Below are 21,902 nucleotides of genomic sequence, written 5' to 3' on the forward strand. Positions count from 1 at the left end.
TGGGATTAAACTACACTTCAAACGTTTTACTATTTCGTAAGTTTTATTACATGAACCCTTTGGACTATAAGACCATATAGTAGTGTTAACAAATGATTGTAAAGTGGGTGAGAACTATGCCCTCAGTTGTAGGGAATTTAGTTGTACAAAATAGTAACGGTTCATTTAATTTAGGTGATTTCTATAACGTTTCTCCAAAAGAAAACACGAAGGCTTATAATGGATCTGGTGCTTCCAACGTTGGTTTTGTTGTTAATACTTTTAATGGTGTGAGTGCGACTAATACGTTTGATTCTGACCTTGCGGATCAAAACCAAGTCGGTACAGCTTAACCCTATTTTTTCATCGTCCTGTTTAAGAATTTTTAATTTGTCCATACTATAATCAGGCTGTTATACAGCTATTGTTGATTTTTGGAGTACCCTATCTTTTTCTCCCTTTCCCTGGGGCTTAGCAGCTAGTATGAAGCTAGCTGCTTTTCCGTTTCATTTTTTCTGTTTCACATCTAACATAGCTTACTTTACGCTATTTCAATAATATCCGTGGTATTAAATACGTAAGTTTTATAAAACGCGTCAGTACACATTACAATGCGCTTTAGCGGATTTATATGTACAACTGTCATGTAGCTTGTAAGTATGTATCCATCTTCAAAATATGTCACCAATATTTCTTTCTCAGACAATAATGACATTAATAATTTATCAGAAATTCCCTCTTTTGCTTCTTTTGTTAAAAATGGTTTTTGTACTTTAAATTTCTCCCCAATAACCTTTCGCATACTTAATAACTGTTCCGACATTACTGTAAATGGAACCCATTCTCTTTTTGCTCTTTGTATCTTTACATCATTCATTTCTCTATCTCCTCGATTATTTATCCATTCTATTTCAAACATATTGCGCTTCGATTATTCTTTAATAATTGCTCGGCTCATATTTCCACCGCATGAACAGATAGGAAATCTCCCACCTCAAAATTCACAACATACAAGGAAAGTAAGTCGAAAATCAACTCCCCGTAAACAGCCGATTGGTGAAAATGTAATTAGTGGATGATGAACACCCACTAATTACATTTTCACTTTATTTCTAAATCGTATACTATCTACACATACAAGAACATTCGTTCTAATTATACACGAACCTACGTTCTTTTGAGAAGGAATTTATTTTTTCTTCATCAAATGAGCCTTTTTCCCATTTAATAGGAAGTTCACGTATCAACTAAAAAACGACTTCACTTAAAGAGAAGTCGTTTTTTCTAATCACCTATATTTCTATATTTATTTTTCTATCCTGACAAGTGTTCTTTCTGGAATACGAATCTCATCTATATTAAAATGATTTATTTTTAATTTTAATTCTCCCAATCGTTCCTTATCTTCATTACCAACCCAACAACTGAATAATTCAAAATAGTCCCCATCATTTAAATAACCTTCCATAATCGTGCATAAAGCTATTAGCTTTTTTCTTCTCCCTTTCAGTTTGCCACTCAACAAGTTCAATGCCCCAACTCGTTGAAACTTCATATGTATAACTTGTTTGAAATTGAAACTCTTGTACAATTTCAAGCATACTTTCATCTGAAAAACATGGCGCAAAAACAATTACATCATTAGAATCTGGATCCGTTAATGGAATTTCTACATTACACCCTATATAACTTGCTAAACTCATTTTTACTCCTCCAATATTCACATAAAAATAACTTATATGAACATTTATCTACCCAAATATAAAATCCCTGCCTAAATTCAAAAAATCTATGAGATTTATAAAGAATCAAAACTCGTTCCTTATAAATTTCTATGAAAAGAGAGCAATTTAAACACTCTCTTTTCGTATATACTACATAAAACTATTCATTAATAATTCACTCTAATTACTAAATATATTTTGGTTGTACTATTATATGTAACTCCCTCTCTGTTACTGCTTTTTTCGGGTTTCGAAAATACTCTAATTCGTATTTTAATACCTCATATTCAACCATCCCGATCTTAATCCCTTTCGTTTCTTTTAAAATAGCTAATAGGTTATTTATATCTTCATCATACGATTCAAAAATTTTCCCTCCGTCTTCTCTTTGAAAAATTACTTTCACATTTTCTCCCCCTACATCATTTATTTATCTATCCAACAATTCATTCTTCACCTTAAAATTTCATACGAAAAAGAACATCCATCTTAATAGAATGCTCTGCTTTTCACTTCATTTAACGTCAATATATTTCAATCTTATTGTATGTTTCATTCTGCAAATTATGTTTATCCACTTCTATAAAGTGAAACTTTAATCCACTCAATCTTTGTTCATTCCTGACTAATAATTAGCCTACGCAAATCTTACTGCCTACAAATAATGGGCTAAAATTAATTAATTCGTTTTATATTTAATGAGATGAAACAAAACATTATAATATCAACATTCTATGAAGTGATGATTAACCTACTTCAAAATAATTACATAAATTTCCATTGTAATTCTTAATATTTATATGTAATATTGTATTGTCTTACTATCTATTTATAACTCACACACTAACTAGAAAAGGGAACCTTTAAAGGTTCCCTTTTCTAATTACAGTCATTATTTCTTTTCTAGAAATTCAAATGTATTTTTAAACTCTTTATCATTCACCTTAATATCAGCATCTTTCAATAATTCATTGACTACTTGTTGTTTCCATTTACCTGTCGTGTCTTGTAGTCTTTGCTGTTCTATATCTTTACGAATTGAATCTTTTACTTCATCAAATGGCTTTAATTCTTTTTTATCTGTCACTTTAATAATATGGTAACCGTAAGTTGTTTTTACTGGTTCACTTACTTGTCCTGCATCTAATTTATATGCAGCTTCCTCAAATTCTTTTACCGTTTGCCCTGGAGCAAAACCAGTGATTTCCCCGCCCTGTTCTTTTGAACCAGTATCCTCTGAGTATTGCTTCGCTAAAGCCGCAAAATCTTCTCCGTTATTTACTTTCTCTTTCACTTCTTTAGCAGTCTTTTCATCTTTTACTAAAATGTGACTTACCTTCATTTCTGGTTTATAGTTATCTTTTACATCTTTTTCTGTAACAGTCGCTTTAATCGCTTTCTCAAATGCAATTTCTGGCTTCATTTTTTCTTTTAATTCATCTTCATTTTTCAATCCAAGTTGTTCTAAAGTCGCTTTAAAGTTCTCACCCATTTTATCTTTTGCTTCTTCTACTTTCTTTTTTGCTTCCTCATCTGAAACTTTATATTTATCGAGCAACGCCTTACTTAACACCATTTGGTATAAAGTACTTTCTCCATATTTTTGTCTTAATTCTTTACTTAACTCTTTCTCTGTAACATTTCCTACTTTTGATGTTACTACGTTGTCTGAAGAGCCACATGCGGATAATGCCAGTACTACGCATGAAATAATTGTTCCTAAAAATAGCTTTTTCTTTTTCAATTCAAAATACCTCACTTTTATTATTATATAAGAATAACTATACAGTGTTGTTGTGTATACAATGTGTTTTCTAAATGTAATTCATTTCATTTGAATAAACTATGTATCAGTAAAGGGACTCTTTACGTATTCATAACACATGTAACTACCTATAGTTACATGCTCTTCTAGTATCCAATTATTTTATCCAATATGTACCACATTTTTCGCTCTGCCCACACATGTAAAAATTTTGATTCATTAATATTCCCTTAATAATTTATACATTCAGGCTCTGCATAGTAGTGAACTTTATATCATTATCAACTAAAGATTCATATTATACTAATATGCCTTTATAATCTAAACAAAAAACGCAGTATACAATACTGCATCATAGGAGCTGATTTCATGGAGAAAAAACCTATTGTTTTCAAAGTCCCACCAAATTCAAAATTAAAAGTTACATTTTTCGGTCCTTGTAACGAAGTAATTACAAATGTTTCTATAATTAATCAACTTTCCACACCTAAATGTCAAACTATTACACAATATCCAAACTATACGAAATATGAAACTGAAGTACGATTATTATCGAGTTGTTAATCCATTCTATACAAAATCCTTACAATTTGGTTAACTACAAAACCTTATTAATAGACTAAGATTACTCATTTCATGATATTTCATTGATAATTTATTGATTTTTCACACATTTACATCAACCGAACATATATTATCGTATGGAGATTATCCACTCATAAAACCTATCTTTCTTTAGAGCGTACTTTTTATGTATGCTCTTTTTTTATTTATCCCTTATTCTGTACATATAAATCTGATCACTTTTATATTTCACGTCGGGTAAATCGACCTGTCCTTTATAAATAATCTAGTCAAGGTGTCCCCCATAATACTTCTTTATTTATTAGACATTCACTACTCTATTAAATTCGTGTATCCATTCAAGCACCATTTATCTAATATATTTTCCTTCTAAATTCACCAAAGATGTATTAAAATTCTTTATATACTAAAGGAGGTCAAATATGTTCAAGTTGCATCCCATACTACTCATCTTAGGATTTATTTTATTTTTATATAGTGTACTTGCCTTCATGTTATTCCTTTCCATACAATAGTAATTTTATAAATTGTATACAGTTCCATATGGAATTGTAAAAAAAGAGCTTCCATCCGGTGCAACGTGATGTATCGGATAAAAATACTCCATGGATGAATAATACGGCTGGATACCTTGTTGCTGCATTTGCATTTGTTGTTGCATTTGTAACGCTTGTTGAACAGCTTGAACTGTACTTTGTGCTCCGCTAAACGTGATTGATGTACCATACGCTGGTCGCATACCCGCTTGAGAATCAAAATATGAATAAAACATTCTCTTGACTCCTTTCCATTTCATTTATTAAAAACTATAAAGCTACTTTATATTCGTTTTATCCCCAAGAGAAATGATATATATATTCCCCCGTTACACTTTGATTAATCCCAGTAATTCTAGCAAATCTCATTAAGTCTGCCCCTTGAAGAAAATACATCGCAAGCATTACTGGTACTTGCGACCACATAAATTGATAAAAATCCTCGACTCTTTCGTTTGTTGAAACAATTAAATCATTTACAGGCCCTTGATTCCATACAGAAGTACTAACTAAACGAAACGGAAGATCTTTCCCATTAACTACTATTCTTGCCATGCTTTGAGTTATGTCCACATCAATTCCCTCCATCATTACAAAAATCGGACCTGTGTATTTACTCCTATGGTTATAAATATTCTTGACTTTCATAAATGACTAAGGCAAACCTCTATTTTTCACTTCTATTCAAATGAATTTATTACAGTAAAAAAACAAATAAAATTTTAGTATTACTCTCCCTCAACTTCCGTATTATTTAGATCATTTATACCCTTGTTCGCTTTTACAATCCGGTATGCAAAATTACATATCTTATTATCTCAATATCACTTTATTAACTACAATTTGATAGAAATTCATTTGTATCACCTGATAAATCAGCGTTTGTAATTTAATTCCTTATTTGAAATCCCCCCTTTTATTTTTAAACACTATATTCGAATAATTATATTGGAATTTCTTGTTGTATACACATCTATCTTTTTCATGTATTATATACGAGAAGAGTAAGGTAAGAGTTACTCTTTGCCATTTTAGGAAAGGTCCTGTTGGAAACAACAGGACCTTTTTTCGTATTAGTAAAAGCAATCTTGATTTACTCATTTAACCCACTCATTACTTCCCCAAATATAGTTTCAACCATTTTTGCTTTAAGCTCTCTGACCTGAAATGCTATATGTTCTCTTCTAAGTAATCGACTACTCGTACTATGCGTGCTTCTCTTTACATACCTAACTTTCCGTACAGCTTGTTTCCCTTTAAAGTATTTCACATAATACAAACAAAAGAGCCGTTCTTGTTCCGTCAACTCTTCATCATCTAGCATCTCGTTCACCGCCTTCAAAATGCAGGATTTCCCTTTCCACTATCGAATTAGTAATGTTCGGAAAGGGGGTGTAACATGGCGGAAATCAAGGTAGGACTTACACAATTTTTAGACTTCACACTGAAAAGTAGTGCAGCTAAAACAAATTTTGTAAAGAATTTAAAATCTCAACCTGAATATCACCCAGTTTTTGATTACTGGAAACAATTACGAGAAACTGTTATTAAATTTCATAAAAACAAACTAGCTTTTGACTGTTTTGAAACATTAGTACAAACTGTTGACCAGAAGAAAAAGCAAAACTACATTGATGTTATAAAGCAGTATAAAAAATTTATTAAAAACAAAGACGTCTCTTGGTTTGATCCAGGTAAATCACATTGGTTATCACATAATTTAATCGTCCGCTCATCACCTGAACTCGGTTTGCTCATTAATGATGAGCCACATCTTATTAAACTGTTTTTCAAAGGAAAAAAAGAGCGAATTGATAAATATAACATCAACTCAACATTAACATTATTAAACGAATCAACATTTTCGAATGAACATAACAATGTGAATTATACGGTCCTTAATATTCAAAAGAACAAAATGTATACGAATAACTCTATTAATAATGATCATGTAATAGCTCTTGAATCAGAAGCTCACCAGCTTTGTTATTTATGGAATAAGATATAAAGGGTGTAGGAATCTCTTTATATGTCTTGTTCATGCGTAATTTAGGAACATTTTTCACAAACTACATTCATTTCGTTTAATGGAAGCTCACCTTCTTGTTTCTCACAAACAATGCAGGGTGGGCATTTTAAAAAATTAATTTCTTTACCCATTTCAACATCCTAGTTACCCCCTTTGAAAAAATAATGTAATACTGTCTTTCTATCACATCTACATTCCCCCTGACTTCTACCGCTAAATACTTCCTAACATGTTCTTACGATTCCTTTCTCGCTCCATATCATGTTTTTCTTTCACTCTATACAGTGCCGCAATTTCCCTTCTTGTTAGCCTTGCTTCTTTTACCTGCATTACTTTATTTAGGTGTAATTGTTGCTGGAACTCCGCTAACGCCACTTAATCTCTTCTCTCACAACACCTCATAAAAATATATGGGGAAAAGAACTTTATAGCAATGGCTATCATGAATACAATTTACCTTACTAATAAATAGTAGCCTTACAATTTCAGAAGTTTGACACAGCTCACGAAAAAGCTTATAAAGAAAAGTGAGGTTCCTAATATTCATTTCTAGATTTAAGATGCATATAAGACTAGGACATAAAAAGTAGAATCACACTGGATATCTACTCATATGTACCAGGACTTCAAGAAACTGCGGTGGATCAATTTGCTAACGAATTTTTCGAAAAGAAAGGTTCTCGTTATAATTTTTCCTTTCACAGCAAATACACCAACTAAATAACCAAAAATATTGATAGTGAAAAAGGAGAAACTAACATGAAAGAAATCAAATCTGAACAGGAATTCAAAGACATCATCGCAAGCGAGGAGCCAGTAGTTGTTAAGTTCTTTACTACATGGTGTCCAGATTGTGTACGTATGGACAACTTTATCGGAGATGTAATGGAAGAGTTCAATAAGTTTGAATGGTATTCTATTAATAAAGATGAGTTCCCAAATATCGCTGAAGAGTATCAAGTAATGGGTATTCCAAGTTTACTTGTATATCAAAATGGCGAGAAGCTAGGCCACTTACATAGTGCTAACGCAAAAACTGAAGAGCAAGTTACTGAGTTTTTAGAAGCATACTAAGATGAAAACCCTCTGAAAAATATTTTCTAGAGGGTTTTTATTTTTTCCAAATCAGCTGTCAGAAGTATACATATTTGTACTCCCTTCTCCTTCCCCGGTTATACATAGATCTAAATCGCTTGCATACCCTAACTTTGCACTTTACAACATATTTTTCCTTCATGAAACTTTGTTATCCACTTCTTAAAAAGCTATAAAACGTCAACAATGTTTGTATAGACCCACACGACTTTCGTTTGATACTCTATTTATAGAAAGAAATTCCTTGTAGAAAGGTGAGTGATTAAAATGGATACTCTTTCTCATAAAGAAGCTGATAAAGGTGCGATTGTCAGCATTTTGGCCTACATATTTTTATCCTCTATGAAAATCATCATCAGTTATATTACCCTCTCTAGCGCATTACGTGCTGACGGTTTAAATAACTTAACCGATATCGGTGCTTCTTTAGCGATATTAATTGGTCTAAAAATCTCTCGGAAACCTCGTGATCCAGATCATCCATATGGGCATTCGCGTGCAGAACAAATTGCATCACTTGTTGCTTCTTTTATTATGGCAACGGTCGGATTAGAAGTTGTTATTAGTGCCATTCAATCTTTTTTAAATCCGAAACAAGCAGCACCTAATGTACTTGCTGCATGGGTAGCTTTATTTTCTGCTGTCGTTATGTACTGTGTGTATTTGTATACGAAAAAGATTGCAGCACGAACAAGAAGTAAATCATTAGAAGCAGCTGCAAAGGATAATTTATCAGATGCCCTCGTAAGTATTGGTACAGTAGTAGGCATTGTCGGTTCGCAGTTCCAAATGCCTATTTTAGATCCTATTGCTGCTTTAATTGTCGGTCTTATTATTTGTAAAACTGCATGGGAAATTTTCGTAGAAGCTTCTCATATGTTAACGGATGGAATCGATCCAGATAAGATGGAAGAGTACGCTGATGCGATTGAACATATTGGTGGCGTGGAAAACATCGTAGATATTCGCGCTCGTATGTACGGGAATCAAACGTACGTTGATATTACAATTGAGGTAGATGCTCGTATGGATGTTGGAGAAAGTCATTGTATTACTGACAACATCGAGGCTATGCTTCGGAAAAAGTTTGGCATTTATCATGCGCACATTCATGTTGAACCAATGGAAAAAGAACCTATTATGACATAGGTTCTTTTTTAATGAACGTTTTATGAAATATTACGCATAAAACGAGCCAGCTACCGCCAGCTGCCCATCCTGCTAATATGTCAGATGGATAGTGAACGCCAAGATATATTCGGCTAACTGAAATAGATAATACAACAAAGCTCGCTATAAAAATAATCAACAATTTTTTATGCAATGTAATACGTTCTTCTGTAATCGTGACGTATGCAATAAATCCTAAAAAAGCAGTAGCATTCATCGTATGACCGCTCGGAAAACTATATCCAGTTGCAGTAACAAGCTGCGACACATCAGGTCTTGCTCGCTCGTACCATAGTTTAAGCATACTGTTTAAATAACGAGATCCATAATAATTAATTGTTAGAAGTAATGCACTAAGCAACTTTTTTCTAACGAGAAAATACATTACAAGAATAATGAGTAACGGAAAATATATTCTTTTGGAACCGATAAACGACACCCAAGTAAAGTAGGCTGTCAAATAATCGTTTCGAAAACTTCGAATAAAATGCGCGACTATATTGTCAAATTTCTCAATACAAGCGGTATGATACGAAAGTGATAATACGACAAAACAAATGAGTAGCGTTGAACTTAACAAGTATAAATGTCGATATCGTTTCACATACATAACCTCACTATGCAAAAAAATGGAGCGGTTGTTTTAGTTTTCCTCTCCATTTCTTTTTTATGCATAGTTTATTAAAAAATATAATTGTTAATTGTTTCTTTCATCATTGGAATATCTTCATTCGTTACTGTAAAGCGCATCACTTTCTCATCAAGATCAAGTGCTTCTGCAAATAAACCTGCTAATCCACGAGATTTTCTGTCTACTTCCATAATAATCTCTAGGCGATCGTAAGCACTTGGTAAAATTAATAATTCTAGTTCATCTAATTTCCCATAATACTGTCCGGAAACAGGAACAAACTCAAATTCTTGTGCAAATGGAACTTGCTTACGTAATCGATACGGTAATTCTTCACATTCTATATGACGCGCTGTAAAACCTAATTGATTCACACTTTCTAACACACTATTTAATAGTGCATTTGGCAACACTTGAATGTAATCACGATCACTTGGATCTATACTACGTTTAATATCAAGGCCTGTGTGAACCCAAACTGTTTTCATTCCAAGAGTAAGCGGTGTTTCAACTGGCATTTTAAATGAAAATGGAATTTCTCTTTTTTCATTCGGCTCAACAGAAAAAGGTTCTGTTAAACGAACTCGCTCTAAATCATATGTTGTTGTTACTTTTTTATCATCTACTTCTCGTACATACGATGTTGATAGCGTTAAGTAAATGCTTTCAATTTGTTGGCTAACGGAACCTCCAGTTATATGAACCTTTCCGTATATCTCTTCACCAACAATATACTCATCTTTTTCAAGAACTGTATCTACTTTTGCATTACCGATACCAACGCTTGCTAAAAACTTTTGAAACATGGATCCTCCATCCTTTCTAAAGCAAAAGCTACATCTTTTTTTAAATCTCGTACATTCTCATAGTACGGCGTTTTTATTTGTAACATACGCATCAGCATTTCACGGTTGTAATTTTCCAAAGTTAATTCGTCATACCATGGTTTTTCATATTTTTCATTAGATTCATAGCCTGCATATAATAAAAATAATGAGAAATGACCAAGCGCATAAAAATCGCTACGAAAGTGAACTTCTCGCATCAAAGCTTGTTCACCTTCATACGTTGTAGCTCGTTCATCACCCTCACCTTTCAATTTCGCCAACCCAAAATCAATAATACTAATTTGGTTTTCTTTCATTAATATGTTTGGAATGCGTAAATCTCGGTGAATAATACCTTTACTATGAAACACTGATACAATTTCTAATATTTTATATAAAATTTTTAAAACTTCACGTTCTGTATATACATGTCCATCTAAGAAAATATAATCTTCAAAATTTTTACCAGGCATATATTCCATCACAAAAAAGCTTTTTTTCTCCCATACGAAATGATCATATAAACTAGGAATTGCATGATGATTTAATGTTTGTAAAATCATTTTCTCTTGTTCAAATGATTTTCTACCAGACTCATATCTTTGTTTACTTTGTCTTAATTGTTTTAAGACTTTATATCTATTTATTTGTAAATCATTAACGACATATGTAACCCCATAACTACCCATTCCAATTACTGATTCAATTTTATAACGTTCTACAACAATTGTATTTTTTCGCAGTGGTCTATCAAATAAAGCTAGTATACGACGCCATTTCATCAACTACTTGAAAAGAAGCTACGGCTTTTACGTTTTCTTTTATAATGATGATGCCCATAACCAGATGAACGTCGTTTATAATCGCTACTTGAATAAGAGCGACCTCTATGGCGATAATCACTACTAGAATACGAACGATATTTTTTCTTTCCTAATAAAGAATCAATAATTTTTTTGAACATCCCTTCACCTCTTGAGTAAAATTTTCTTTTAATTATACCAAGTATTGCTGGCTACATTTGTGACAAGTTTGTAAAGAGTAAAAAACGACGAGTTAAGCCCGTCGTTACTTTCACTCATCCTCTTCATCAAACACTTCATCAATCATACATTTCTCTAATAAATACTCAAATGTAATATCTGCGAGATCTTCAATTTCTTCTCGTTTTGGGACGTATCCTCTTTCAATTAGTTGCTCATAAAAAAACTCCGCAATCTCTTCCGTATCAATTACGACTTCAATTTCCTTCATGAGCATCACTCCTTTATTTCTGTTTTATGAAAAAATCTCAAAAATATGTATATGAGATTAGAAAAATAGTTTTTCTTTTTTATAGGTCATATCCTTTGGACAAGGTGCATACGATGGTAGTACAAACTATCAAAAAGGGGGATATAATTATGGAATATCAATACGAGGTAAAGCAAGAAGTAGGACAAACAAAAGAAGAGTTCATGCATGAAGATCAATGGGCAGACTCTCTTATTAAATGGCTTTTTATTTTTTTAATAATTGTAGGCATACCTTATACTGCATATGTTGTTGTTCAATTCATTCTCTCTTTCTAGTTAACTATTTTTTCTCTGTCAATTTAACTAAATAATTATGAACAACATCCATAACAATTTTGTATTCTTCATCTTTAAATGTATCAAATAACAATTGATAATCGTTATAAATATCAAGTAATCCATCAATGATTTCTTGACGATTTGTCTTAACACTCACTTTTTTCGAGTTGTTAATTGACTTTAATTTTCCTAAATCTAATTTATTCATACCTGCTTTATCTTGTTTCATTTTCTTCAAAATTGCATTTGCCGTTTGAGCATTGGCAAGTAACGTTAAATCTGACTCATCTGCTTCTAACCATTCACCATCCGTAATTCGTGACAGTTCATATATTGTATCTTCCCATGCGTCATTTTTATATCTCCATACTTCTGTACGAAAACCAACAATTCGAAACACATCTTTATCGTATCCTGTTACTTGCACGAGATCACCAAATGTGAAATTATAGTTTAATTCAATCCACTCAGTTTCACCTTTTTTCATATCTTGCTCTGTAACGTGCTGCAATGTTTGCTCTACGTAAAATCCATCGTGATTATTGACTTCGTATACGTAAACTCCATCTAAAACCTTCATATTTGTGATTTTACCAACGGTTCCATATAGCGTAATCACGACTATGTCCCCTACGTTATATTTAGGTTGCTTTTTCCTTGCCATCTATATCTCTCCTTTTTTTGACGTCGTGATTTTGATAACAGTATATGCAACCTACATAAAAACGCTTATCACAGAAGCGTATATTCATAAATTTTTTCAATAAAAAATATCACCATATGAAAATTTATTTACAACGTAAAAAAAGCTAGCAAATAGACTAGCTTCTCGTAAAAAAAAGTTATTATAGTTTTATCTATCTTGTATGTATAAATCCCACGCTTCATCAAATATAGACATACTTGCTAGCATTCCACTTAATTCTAAGTATGAACTAATTTCATCGTAATCTTCAGATTGCTTCGGAAAGCTTAAATCATCATACATTGCCTCCGCTAAATTCGATATTTCATTACTAAATAAAGCTGCACGATGCTTCATCATATAGTGGTAAAATGTCTTTTTCAAAAATATTCCCTACCTTTCTAACTTGGGTACATTATACAAGGCAAAAAAGAAAAAAACCAGCATAAAAGCTGGTTAAAAGTCGAAATAATTTCTTTTTAATAGACGTGGTCTTCCCATTAATTCTTCATATGTTAGTTGTTTTGGTAAGTCTTTCGTATAAATTAGAAACAATTGATCTTCTATTTCTTTCACTGTTTGATCTGATTGATAGTCCATACCACATGAGGAACAAGAAATGCATGGTGTCTCTTGGATTTCAATGGCTTTCGTACCATCTGGTAATTCCCAATATACAGTATTTAAGCTTTCTTTTGCTTCTGTACTGTCACACCACATACAATTCATACTGCATCACCCTCAGTTTTTTTGTCGTTTTCTTCTAATTTAGCCATTTGTGCTTGATATTTTTTATCTTTCAATTGGTCGCGCTTATCACGTTTATCTTTTAATGTTGCATGCGTTTCATTATCCTCATAGTCTTTACGACGGTTCATACGCTGTAAATCATCTGGAACAAGATTAAATTTCTTATCACTCATAAGGCCTGCGATACCAACATCTGAACGTTTTTCTTCGTAGTTTGGATAAATTTCTTTAAAGTACCCTTCTGCTCTTCCTGGAATGTAGCTTTCTGGCTCTGGATACGTTGTAATAACACCTTCAAAGTTACGAAGTACAACTTTATCTGCACTTTGCGAGATTAAATAGTTTGGTTGAAGCGCAATTTTACCGCCTCCTCCTGGTGCATCAACAACGAATGTTGGTACTGCATAACCAGACGTATGTCCGCGTAAACCTTCAATAATTTCAAGACCTTTAGAAACTGGTGCACGGAAATGACCAATACCTTCAGATAAGTCACATTGATAAATATAATATGGACGTACACGGATTTTTACTAAGTCATGCATTAGTTTTTTCATAATTGGAACACTGTCATTAATACCAGCTAAAATTACTGCTTGGTTTCCGACTGGAACACCAGCATTCGCTAACATTTCACATGCTTTTTTCGATTCTTCAGTAATTTCAATAGATGTATTGAAATGTGTATTTAACCATACTGGATGATATTTTTTAATAATGTTACATAAGTTTTCTGTAATACGCTGCGGGAATACTACCGGCGCTCTCGTTCCGATACGAATAATCTCAACATGCGGAATCTCTCGTAAATTTTTTAATACATATTCTAAAATTTTATCGTTAATAAGAAGACCATCACCACCAGAGATTAATACATCTCGTACTTGTGGTGTTTCACGAATGTAAGCAATTGCATCATCTAATTGTTTCTTCGGCACACCCATTCCAATTTGTCCACTAAAACGACGGCGTGTACAGTAACGACAATACATAGAACATTGATTCGTTACTAAGAATAGTACGCGATCAGGATAACGATGTGTTAACCCTGGAACTGGTGAATCTTCATCTTCATGAAGCGGATCTTCTAAATCATATTTTGTTTTATATAACTCTTCCGAGATCGGTACAGATTGCATCCGAATCGGACAGCGTGGGTCATCAGGATTCATTAACCAAGCATAGTACGGTGTAATATTTAACGGGATCGTTTTCGTTGAAATTTTAACGCCCTCTTCTTCATCAGGTGTTAAGTTAATCACTTTCTTTAAGTCATCTAACGTTTTGATCGTATTCGTTAATTGCCAAACCCAATCATTCCATTGCTCTTCAGTAACATCTTTCCATAATTCGATATCCTTCCAGTGACGATTTGGTTTGTATACATCATGTAACATTGCTATTCCCCCTTTTTATACGCTCATCCTTTATATAAGCAATAGTTATGCCAACTTTACTTTATTGATAAGTAAATGTACGGAGAACCCAATTACATAAGCGAAAAAATATTTTTAAGCACTGAATGAAATCCATACATACTATCATATTCATTACTTTTTATATATGTAAACGCTCTTTTATTGGTGCAAACACACAAAAACCGCCAACTATTCGGCGGTTTTGTCGTACTTACTCAGTTTATATTGAAGCGTCTGACGAGGGATACCTAACATTTTTGCAGCTTGTAATATATTCCCTTCCGTTTCAATTAACGCTTGATCTATTAATTCTTTTTCCGTTTGATGAAGTGCTTCTCTAAGAGGCAATATACCCTTCTTCTTCGGAAGATTCTCTTTCCGAAATGTACGTGGTAAACAATTAGCTGTTAACGTATTCCCTTCTGTAATTATGACAGCATGTTCAATTGTATGTTTTAGTTCCCGAACATTTCCAGGCCACTGGTAAGCTTGTAATCTTTCTTTCGCTTCCTTATCCATTTGAAGTACACCTTTTTTATAACTTTTATTATATTCTTTCAAAAAATAAGACGCTAATAATAATACATCTTCAGTTCTTTCACGGAGCGGCGGAATATATAATGAAAAGACATTTAATCGATAGTATAAATCAGTGCGAATTTTATTCTCTTTTAAGCATATTTCTGGTGGCTGATTCATTGCGGTAATAACGCGAACATCTACTTTTCTCGTCTTATTATCACCAATACGACGAATAACACCATCTTCTAATACACGTAGCATTTTCGCTTGTAAATCGAGCGGCATTGAATTCAGTTCATCTAAAAACAATGTCCCTCCATCTACAAGTTCAAATAATCCCGCTCGTTCAATTGCCCCAGTATAGCTACCTTTCGTTGTTCCAAACAATAGACTTTCTAATAGAGACTCTGGCAAAGCTGCACAGTTTTGTGCAATAAACGGCTTGTTCTTCCGTTTAGAAGCTTCATGAATTGCTTGTACAAATAACTCTTTCCCGGTTCCTGTTTCCCCATATATTAAAACATTCGCATCAGTTGGGGCTACTTTTTGTGCTAATTCTTTCGTCTGTTTAAACCTTGCATCATTCGTCACGATCGTCTCAAATGCAACATGCTTTTTGATTGCTTTTTTTCTAGATGACCGCTTTATTTTCGACTGCAAATCAACGATTGTATCCGTAAGCTTTTGTACTGTGGAATAATCTTTTGCAATTTCAACAGCTCCAGCAATATTTCCATCTATAAAAATAGGTAACGTCGTATTTACTGTACAAATGTCTTCTCCATTTAAATTTTGATAATGCTGCACTTGATGAACGATTGGTTTTTTTGTATCTAACACTTTCATCAATGTACTTGTTTCCCTAGATAAAGAAGGGAACGCTTCTAACAAATGTTTACCTAACACTTTTTCAATTTTTGAACCATCGTGTTTTGCAGCTACAGTATTATAGAAAATTGTAATACCATTTTCATCTACTGCGTGTATAGCCTCATCAATACTGCCCAAAATCGCTTCAATGACTTCTTGTGTCGAAACTGCTAGCAATGTCATCCCCCCTCTTGCCGAAAATTCAGCAAATATCATGCCGAATTTTCGGCATACCTATGTGCGATTATAAGCATGACGATTCCGTTCTATTTTCACCGTACTATTTAGACAAATCTTTCACCCATATATTCATATCTTCCAACTTATCAAAAATGTAGCAATTGTTCGCCAATCTTCCTGTATACGTATAACCTAACTGATGAAAGGCTGCATTCATTCCGAAAGAAAGCGATCGAGCAATTGTATAAGAACAGAAAATCGATTTTTCTTGAAGTTCTTCTTCTAACTTAATTAATAAACTTTTCATAAACCCATGTTTACGATATTCGGGTAAGGTCGCACAATTCGTTAATTCTGCATTTCCTTCTTTTATATTCATTTCTGCAGACGCTGTACTAATTATTTTCCCCTCGAATTCATACACATAGTAAATTGTATCGTCTTCTTTCATCGTTTGTTTTACATAACTCGCTTCGTTTAAAGGAGTCGGATACACTTCAAATACTTCTCCAAAGACAGCTGCTAATTCTTCTGCGTCCTCTTCTGTCGCTTTTCTTAATAGAAATTTTTCCGGAACTATTTTTTCCTTTACTTCTTTTGCTTTTACACCGCTTAAAATGGTATCTTCCTCAGCCCAATGAATACTATTTCGTCTTTCATCATTATTAAATTTCACGAAGAAGTATGCATCGTGACCTTGAAAATAATGTGGTATTGTTGCTTCTAATAAAAAACCGAAAGAGAGCCATGTTGAAACATGCTCTCCCTTTCCTTTAACAATACATTTAGTGAAAGAATGTTTCTCTGCTAATTCGTCAATTGTTTGGATGATTCTCTCAATATTTCCTGTGTAGTGGTCTACTCGAATACGTTTATTAAAATAGTCCAAAACGCCTTCTACTGTATAGCCATTCGTCTGTTCTCTAAAAGATTCATAGTATTTCATTTTTTCACCTCACACCAATCTAGTAATGTACATGCAATAATTTTTGCGGCAGCTATCATTTTATCAACTTCTATATATTCGTTTGGATAATGCGCTACTTTCGTCTCTCCTGGGCCAAATACTATCGTTGGTACACCTGCGATTTGTGTAAATAAACCTCCATCAGTCCCCCACGGAGATGCTTCAATAATCGGTTTGTTCCCTTCGATTTCAACAAAGTTATGTTCAAGTGTTGTAATTAGCTCATGATTTTCTTCTAGTTCACCAGGAACCCATCTTGCTCCAAACCATTCTACTTCTACAGGATTTTCAACAAACCAATTGTCCACATCATTTAATTCAGCGATCCAATTCTCGAACTCTTCTTTTGCTGCCTCTATAGTCTCATTCGGCGCAATACCGCATCTTCCTTCTAAAATTAACGAATCAGGAACAGAACTTGGCCAGCTCCCGCCTTCAATTTTCCCAATATTAATTGGAATCGGAATCGGGATTCCTTTAAATAATGGGTCTGTAATTCGTTCATTTCTCTTCTCTTCCAGCTTTCTCAAATGATCTACAACAAACATACTTTTTTCAATTGCACTTACTCCTTCATAACGCGTCCCACCGTGTGCAGCTTTCCCTTTCACATGTAGACGAAACCACATGGACCCTTGTTGTTTCGGGAAAAACTTCATATTTGTTGGCTCTGGAATAATGACACCATCCGCTTTATATCCTCGTAGTATAGTCGCTAATGTTCCTGCCCCACCGCTTTCTTCTTCTATTACACTTTGAAAATAAATATCTCCTTTTAATTCAATACGAGATTCAATAATTGCTTCCATCGCAAGCATGAGTGCGACATTGCCGCCCTTCATATCTGTCGTTCCACGACCATATATACGATTTCCTATTTTCTCACCACTATAAGGGTGATGGTCCCACTGATTCACATCTCCTTCTGGTACGACATCAATATGCCCATTTAATATCATGGATTTTCCGTCGCCGCTTCCTTTAAGAGTTGCCACAATGTTCGGGCTATCTGCAAAACTTGTACGCGGTGATACAAAATAAGGATGATCTTTCATTTTTGAAAATGAAGGCTCCCATATATCAAGATCTAAACCTAGCTCACGTAATTTTTCAATTACAATTGCCTGCGCACCACTTTCATCACCAGATACGCTCTTTTCTTGAATTAATCGTTTTAAAAATTTTACGCTTTCTTCTTCATGACTCTCAATATAATCACAAACTTGTTTTTTTAATTGCTCCATATATTACATCTCCCCTCATTCAATTACTAGTAAGTTAGAGCCAATTTTAAAATCCGCTTCTGTATGTTTTTTTATATCTTCTACTGTGTATGGGCTCATCAATTCTTGTAAAATAAGTCCACCCTGCGTTACTTCCATTACTGCCATATCCGTAATAATTAAATCCACACATTTTTTTGAAGTTAATGGTAATGTACACTCGGGAACAATTTTTGCATTTCCGTATTTATCGACATGATTCATTACAACAACGACCCGCTTCGCTTTTTGAGCTAAATCCATTGCTCCTCCAATACCTGGAACGCGTTTTCCTGGAACAATCCAGTTTGCTAAATCACCATTCTCACTTACTTGTAATGAACCAAGAATCGTTATATCTAGTAAACCTTTTCGAATCATCCCAAACGCTGTGCAACTATCAAAATAACTTGCTCCTGTAATAAGAGAAGTTGGCAATCCTGCTGCGTTACATAAATTTTCGTCTTCATTTCCTTTGCTTGGCGTAGGTCCCATACCTACAATTCCATTTTCTGCATGAAACATAACGTTTATATCGTCAGGCAAATGATTCGGTACAAGCGATGGTATACCAATTCCTAAATTTACAATCATACCATTTTGTATTTCTTTCGCTGCACGTCTAGCAATCTTATCTCTCACTTCTACGCCCATACCCATTTCCAATTCACTCCTTCCGACGGTACGATATAATTTACAAATACTCCTGGGACAACAATTTCTTCTGGATCTAAACTTCCCAGTGGAACGATTTCTTCTGCTTCTACAATCGTTATATCCCCGGCCATAGCAACGTGAGGGTTCATGTTACGAGCGCTCTTATCAAACACAAGGTTGCCGAACGGATCTGCCTTTTTCGCATATACAATCGCAACCTCAGCAGTTAATGCTGTTTCAACTAAATATGTTTTACCATTCATTTCAACAGTACGTTTTCCTTCTTCTACAATTGTATCAACACCTACATCAACTAATACGCCACCAAGTCCTACACCACCAGCGCGAATACGCTCTGCTAATGTTCCTTGAGGAGAAAACTCAATTTGTAACCTTCCTTCGTTTAGCTGTCTTCCTGCATTTGGATTTGATCCAATATGAGAAGTAATTAATGATTTTACTCTTTCATTCGTAACGAGACGACCGATTCCTACATCAGGAAATCCTGTATCATTTCCAATTAAATTTAAATTTGTAACTCCTTTTTCTAAAATGGCCTGTATTAAAGATGGAGGGGAGCCAATCCCCCCAAATCCCCCAAACATTAATGTCATATCATCGTGGAATAAAGAAATTACCTCCTCTATCTCTTTTAATTTACTGAATGTATTCGTAATAGTTGTCATGCGATACTATGCCCTCCTTTTTGCATCATTTCTTCAACACTTTTTGCAAAAATTGAAAGTAATTCATCTAACTCGGAATATGTAGTTGTCATTGGCGGTGCTACAAGCAGTGCGCTATCTTCTTTTCCTGCTTGCCCTGAAACAGCTTGGTATAAAAGAAGACCATTTTTAGCTGCAACCGAAATAAGTTCCGACGCTTTTGTAAACGGTTGCAATTCTACTCCAATCAGCAATCCTTTTCCACGCACATCAGCAATGATTGTCGATTGTTGCTGAACTTTCTGTAATCCTTTTATTAAATACTCTCCCTTTTCCGCTGTTTTTTCAGGTAGATTATGTTTCTCCATATATTCAATAACAGCTAGAGCTGTTGCTGCAGATAATGGATTTGCACTTAACGTATGTCCACTCATAACAGAACGCGATCCTCGTAAAATTGGCTCCATAACACGGTCACTTACAACCGTCGCTGCCATCGGTGTGTATCCAGCTCCTAAACCTTTACCAAGGGTCATAATATCCGGTTCTACACCCCAATGCTCCATCGCAAACCATGCACCAGTACGCCCAAGCCCAGTCATTACTTCATCAGCAATAAATAAAATATCGTAATGACTACAAATGTCTTTAATAACTTTATAATATTCTTTCGGCGGAACGACTGCACCTCCAGCTGCTCCAATAATCGGTTCAGCAATAAAAGCCGCAATATGTTCTGCCCCAATCCTTTCAATTGATCTTTCTAGTTCAGTCGCACAAGCAAGCTGACAAGTTGGATATACCTTTTGTACCGGACATCTAAAACAATATGGAGCTGGAATAGTTGGATAATCTTCTAAAATTGACACGAAACGTTGTCTACGCAGTGGATGCCCAGACATTGATAAGGCTCCCATCGTAATACCGTGATAACTCATCCATCGTGACAAAATTTTATGTTTCCCTTGAATACCTCGCTCTTGAAAATGTTGAATTGCAATTTTCATAGCTGTTTCATTTGCTTCCGTACCACTATTCACAAAAAAGCTCCAGTTCAAATCTCCTACACTTAAATCGCTTAATTTCTTCGCTAATTTTTCAGCTGGTTCACTCGTAAACTGTGATCTATAAACGAAAGCAATCTCCTCTGCTTGCTTTTTGATAACGTCCGCAATCTCCTTTACGCCATGCCCAATACCTGCCGTAATTGCCCCTGACGAGCCATCAAAATATTTATTTCCGTTTTGATCATACAAATACACACCTTTTCCATGTGAAATCATTGGATACGGCTGACCAACAAGTGGTTTAATTAAGTAATCGCGCATAGCGCTCCCCCATTTCTCCAATTTGTATATATATATGAAGAAAATTGACGTTTCTTTCATAAAAAAGAACCCTCTGCGAAAGCAGTGAATTTATCAAAAAACTATTATAAAATATACAAATGAGTGCTAAATATCATTTTAAAAACAGAAAATTCAGAACTTAAATTAAAGACCAACCCTTATCTATACGCTCAAATAACCCTCCCTTATATAAAATTAACGCTTCACTAAATTTTTTTCTAACATAATGTCAGCTTCCCTCAAATGCCGACATTGTGTAAACTTCGACGAAACTCCCTTTAAACTCCTTCCTGTTCTCCTACTTTATATTGCATATTTTTAAACAAAACTCGACAATTAATCCTACTAAATGCATAGCAATTATTTTAAAGAAATCAATATTTCACATACAACTCCATCCGTTTTATACAATAAAAAAAGAACCGATTAACCACATTAATCAGTTCGGCACGACGCTCTTTTATCAGTTAATACCGTCACTTGCTAACATAAATAGAAACAATAGTATTACAAAATCACAATTCATCCTACAGTATAAAGCACAAAACCGTCCATAACTCCATTCACAATTCCTTGCGGGATATCCCCATCCCAAGATTTCATTCCTTTCCTTAATTTCAAACTACCTTTCCTTTATAATTTATGTAGGACAATTATTACTT

General features: G+C 34.1%; 30 protein-coding genes and 1 pseudogene. 7 read left to right on the forward strand and 24 right to left on the reverse strand.

Features of this window, described 5'->3' with window-relative positions:
- Positions 1–116: 116 nt before the first annotated feature.
- Positions 117–332, forward strand: a complete 216-nt coding sequence (gerPF, locus tag ACTFNE_RS08315) for a spore germination protein GerPF (protein WP_001141565.1) — start codon at positions 117–119, stop codon at positions 330–332.
- A 188-nt stretch (positions 333–520) separates the two neighbouring features.
- Here gerPF and ACTFNE_RS08320 read toward each other — a convergent pair whose 3' ends face one another.
- The 5 genes from ACTFNE_RS08320 to ACTFNE_RS08340 form a co-directional block, all read right to left on the reverse strand.
- Complete coding sequence (locus ACTFNE_RS08320) at positions 521–856, reverse strand: YolD-like family protein (protein WP_001000611.1); 336 nt, start codon at positions 854–856, stop codon at positions 521–523.
- Positions 857–1,285: 429 nt separating this feature from the next.
- Entirely contained in the window at positions 1,286–1,447 is a 162-nt protein-coding gene (locus ACTFNE_RS08325) for a hypothetical protein (RefSeq protein WP_169823865.1), read from the reverse strand.
- The gene (locus ACTFNE_RS08330) at positions 1,428–1,682 is read right to left on the reverse strand and encodes a hypothetical protein (protein ID WP_046197489.1); all 255 of its coding nucleotides are present in this window, start codon (positions 1,680–1,682) and stop codon (positions 1,428–1,430) included. The genes ACTFNE_RS08325 and ACTFNE_RS08330 overlap by 20 nt, the downstream gene beginning before the upstream one ends.
- A gap of 208 nt (positions 1,683–1,890) precedes the next feature.
- Complete coding sequence (locus ACTFNE_RS08335; RefSeq protein WP_000864286.1) at positions 1,891–2,109, reverse strand: hypothetical protein; 219 nt, start codon at positions 2,107–2,109, stop codon at positions 1,891–1,893.
- Positions 2,110–2,595: 486 nt separating this feature from the next.
- Complete coding sequence (locus tag ACTFNE_RS08340; RefSeq protein WP_000727481.1) at positions 2,596–3,447, reverse strand: peptidylprolyl isomerase PrsA; 852 nt, start codon at positions 3,445–3,447, stop codon at positions 2,596–2,598.
- Positions 3,448–3,837: 390 nt separating this feature from the next.
- Between ACTFNE_RS08340 and ACTFNE_RS08345 the strand changes: the two genes are divergently transcribed.
- The gene (locus ACTFNE_RS08345; protein ID WP_000412567.1) at positions 3,838–4,032 is read left to right on the forward strand and encodes a hypothetical protein; all 195 of its coding nucleotides are present in this window, start codon (positions 3,838–3,840) and stop codon (positions 4,030–4,032) included.
- 541 nt (positions 4,033–4,573) lie between these two features.
- Here ACTFNE_RS08345 and ACTFNE_RS08350 read toward each other — a convergent pair.
- The 3 genes from ACTFNE_RS08350 to ACTFNE_RS08360 all read right to left on the reverse strand — a co-directional run bounded on the left by ACTFNE_RS08350 (position 4,574) and on the right by ACTFNE_RS08360 (position 5,913).
- Positions 4,574–4,825, reverse strand: coding sequence for a DUF3947 family protein (locus ACTFNE_RS08350; protein WP_270705413.1), 252 nt, complete (start codon positions 4,823–4,825; stop codon positions 4,574–4,576).
- Between the two features lie 58 nt (positions 4,826–4,883).
- Positions 4,884–5,237 carry a hypothetical protein gene (locus ACTFNE_RS08355; RefSeq protein WP_070805945.1) on the reverse strand — a complete coding sequence of 118 codons (354 nt, stop codon included), beginning with the start codon at positions 5,235–5,237 and terminating at the stop codon, positions 4,884–4,886.
- A 445-nt stretch (positions 5,238–5,682) separates the two neighbouring features.
- The gene (locus tag ACTFNE_RS08360; RefSeq protein ID WP_000883188.1) at positions 5,683–5,913 is read right to left on the reverse strand and encodes a terminase small subunit; all 231 of its coding nucleotides are present in this window, start codon (positions 5,911–5,913) and stop codon (positions 5,683–5,685) included.
- Between the two features lie 75 nt (positions 5,914–5,988).
- Here ACTFNE_RS08360 and ACTFNE_RS08365 point away from each other — a divergent pair, with 75 nt between their 5' ends.
- Positions 5,989–6,597 carry a hypothetical protein gene (locus ACTFNE_RS08365; protein WP_000807973.1) on the forward strand — a complete coding sequence of 203 codons (609 nt, stop codon included), beginning with the start codon at positions 5,989–5,991 and terminating at the stop codon, positions 6,595–6,597.
- Between the two features lie 234 nt (positions 6,598–6,831).
- On the opposite strand, the gene ACTFNE_RS08370 is transcribed toward ACTFNE_RS08365, so the two are convergent.
- A complete protein-coding gene (locus ACTFNE_RS08370; protein WP_001972344.1) occupies positions 6,832–6,993 on the reverse strand; it encodes a hypothetical protein in 162 nt (53 codons plus the stop codon).
- A 109-nt stretch (positions 6,994–7,102) separates the two neighbouring features.
- Between ACTFNE_RS08370 and ACTFNE_RS08375 the strand changes: the two are divergent.
- The 3 genes and pseudogenes from ACTFNE_RS08375 to ACTFNE_RS08385 all read left to right on the forward strand — a co-directional run.
- Positions 7,103–7,338, forward strand: a pseudogene (locus ACTFNE_RS08375) (hypothetical protein); the annotation flags it as partial.
- A gap of 12 nt (positions 7,339–7,350) precedes the next feature.
- Complete coding sequence (locus ACTFNE_RS08380; RefSeq protein WP_255256062.1) at positions 7,351–7,692, forward strand: thioredoxin family protein; 342 nt, start codon at positions 7,351–7,353, stop codon at positions 7,690–7,692.
- A gap of 288 nt (positions 7,693–7,980) precedes the next feature.
- Positions 7,981–8,862 carry a cation diffusion facilitator family transporter gene (locus tag ACTFNE_RS08385; RefSeq protein WP_000380376.1) on the forward strand — a complete coding sequence of 294 codons (882 nt, stop codon included), beginning with the start codon at positions 7,981–7,983 and terminating at the stop codon, positions 8,860–8,862.
- Here the strand turns inward: ACTFNE_RS08385 and ACTFNE_RS08390 are convergent.
- The 5 genes from ACTFNE_RS08390 to ACTFNE_RS08410 form a co-directional block, all read right to left on the reverse strand.
- On the reverse strand, positions 8,852–9,487 hold the full coding sequence (locus tag ACTFNE_RS08390; RefSeq protein WP_002163663.1) for a phosphatase PAP2 family protein: 636 nt from the start codon (positions 9,485–9,487) through the stop codon (positions 8,852–8,854). The two genes, ACTFNE_RS08385 and ACTFNE_RS08390, sit on opposite strands and share 11 nt — an antisense overlap.
- Before the next feature lie 77 nt (positions 9,488–9,564).
- Complete coding sequence (locus ACTFNE_RS08395; protein WP_270705410.1) at positions 9,565–10,320, reverse strand: sporulation protein; 756 nt, start codon at positions 10,318–10,320, stop codon at positions 9,565–9,567.
- A complete protein-coding gene (locus ACTFNE_RS08400) occupies positions 10,302–11,123 on the reverse strand; it encodes a serine/threonine protein kinase (RefSeq protein WP_000872046.1) in 822 nt (273 codons plus the stop codon). The genes ACTFNE_RS08395 and ACTFNE_RS08400 overlap by 19 nt, the downstream gene beginning before the upstream one ends.
- The gene (locus tag ACTFNE_RS08405) at positions 11,123–11,305 is read right to left on the reverse strand and encodes a hypothetical protein (RefSeq protein ID WP_000473370.1); all 183 of its coding nucleotides are present in this window, start codon (positions 11,303–11,305) and stop codon (positions 11,123–11,125) included. Before ACTFNE_RS08405 ends, ACTFNE_RS08400 begins: the two co-directional genes overlap by 1 nt.
- A 110-nt stretch (positions 11,306–11,415) precedes the next feature.
- Complete coding sequence (locus tag ACTFNE_RS08410) at positions 11,416–11,595, reverse strand: YozD family protein (protein ID WP_000658451.1); 180 nt, start codon at positions 11,593–11,595, stop codon at positions 11,416–11,418.
- A 149-nt stretch (positions 11,596–11,744) separates the two neighbouring features.
- Between ACTFNE_RS08410 and ACTFNE_RS08415 the strand changes: the two genes are divergently transcribed.
- The gene (locus ACTFNE_RS08415; RefSeq protein WP_000456537.1) at positions 11,745–11,912 is read left to right on the forward strand and encodes a DUF3930 family protein; all 168 of its coding nucleotides are present in this window, start codon (positions 11,745–11,747) and stop codon (positions 11,910–11,912) included.
- 4 nt (positions 11,913–11,916) lie between these two features.
- On the opposite strand, the gene ACTFNE_RS08420 is transcribed toward ACTFNE_RS08415, so the two are convergent.
- The 10 genes from ACTFNE_RS08420 to ACTFNE_RS08465 all read right to left on the reverse strand — a co-directional run bounded on the left by ACTFNE_RS08420 (position 11,917) and on the right by ACTFNE_RS08465 (position 21,219).
- Positions 11,917–12,579 (reverse strand): hypothetical protein, encoded by a 663-nt coding sequence (locus tag ACTFNE_RS08420; protein ID WP_000101501.1) that lies wholly within the window; start codon positions 12,577–12,579, stop codon positions 11,917–11,919.
- 189 nt (positions 12,580–12,768) lie between these two features.
- A complete protein-coding gene (locus tag ACTFNE_RS08425) occupies positions 12,769–12,984 on the reverse strand; it encodes a YozE family protein (protein ID WP_001972299.1) in 216 nt (71 codons plus the stop codon).
- A gap of 72 nt (positions 12,985–13,056) precedes the next feature.
- Positions 13,057–13,329 carry a YokU family protein gene (locus ACTFNE_RS08430; protein WP_000995764.1) on the reverse strand — a complete coding sequence of 91 codons (273 nt, stop codon included), beginning with the start codon at positions 13,327–13,329 and terminating at the stop codon, positions 13,057–13,059.
- Entirely contained in the window at positions 13,326–14,747 is a 1,422-nt protein-coding gene (gene ablA, locus ACTFNE_RS08435) for a lysine 2,3-aminomutase (RefSeq protein ID WP_000902136.1), read from the reverse strand. The genes ACTFNE_RS08430 and ablA overlap by 4 nt, the downstream gene beginning before the upstream one ends.
- Before the next feature lie 210 nt (positions 14,748–14,957).
- A complete protein-coding gene (gene rocR, locus ACTFNE_RS08440) occupies positions 14,958–16,343 on the reverse strand; it encodes an arginine utilization transcriptional regulator RocR (RefSeq protein WP_270705409.1) in 1,386 nt (461 codons plus the stop codon).
- A gap of 97 nt (positions 16,344–16,440) precedes the next feature.
- Entirely contained in the window at positions 16,441–17,286 is an 846-nt protein-coding gene (ablB, locus tag ACTFNE_RS08445; RefSeq protein ID WP_000878613.1) for a putative beta-lysine N-acetyltransferase, read from the reverse strand.
- Complete coding sequence (locus ACTFNE_RS08450) at positions 17,283–18,551, reverse strand: peptidase (RefSeq protein ID WP_000436682.1); 1,269 nt, start codon at positions 18,549–18,551, stop codon at positions 17,283–17,285. Before ACTFNE_RS08450 ends, ablB begins: the two co-directional genes overlap by 4 nt.
- Positions 18,552–18,566: 15 nt before the next feature.
- Positions 18,567–19,229, reverse strand: coding sequence for a CoA transferase subunit B (locus ACTFNE_RS08455; protein WP_046197494.1), 663 nt, complete (start codon positions 19,227–19,229; stop codon positions 18,567–18,569).
- Positions 19,214–19,912 carry an acetate CoA-transferase subunit alpha gene (gene atoD, locus ACTFNE_RS08460; protein ID WP_000208119.1) on the reverse strand — a complete coding sequence of 233 codons (699 nt, stop codon included), beginning with the start codon at positions 19,910–19,912 and terminating at the stop codon, positions 19,214–19,216. Before atoD ends, ACTFNE_RS08455 begins: the two co-directional genes overlap by 16 nt.
- The gene (locus ACTFNE_RS08465) at positions 19,909–21,219 is read right to left on the reverse strand and encodes an aspartate aminotransferase family protein (protein WP_001205894.1); all 1,311 of its coding nucleotides are present in this window, start codon (positions 21,217–21,219) and stop codon (positions 19,909–19,911) included. Before ACTFNE_RS08465 ends, atoD begins: the two co-directional genes overlap by 4 nt.
- Between the last annotated feature and the right edge of the window lie 683 nt (positions 21,220–21,902).

The organism is Bacillus cereus group sp. MYBKT111-2 (genome assembly GCF_051915205.1).
In the GTDB taxonomy this organism is placed as follows: Bacteria; Bacillota; Bacilli; order Bacillales; family Bacillaceae_G; genus Bacillus_A; species Bacillus_A paranthracis.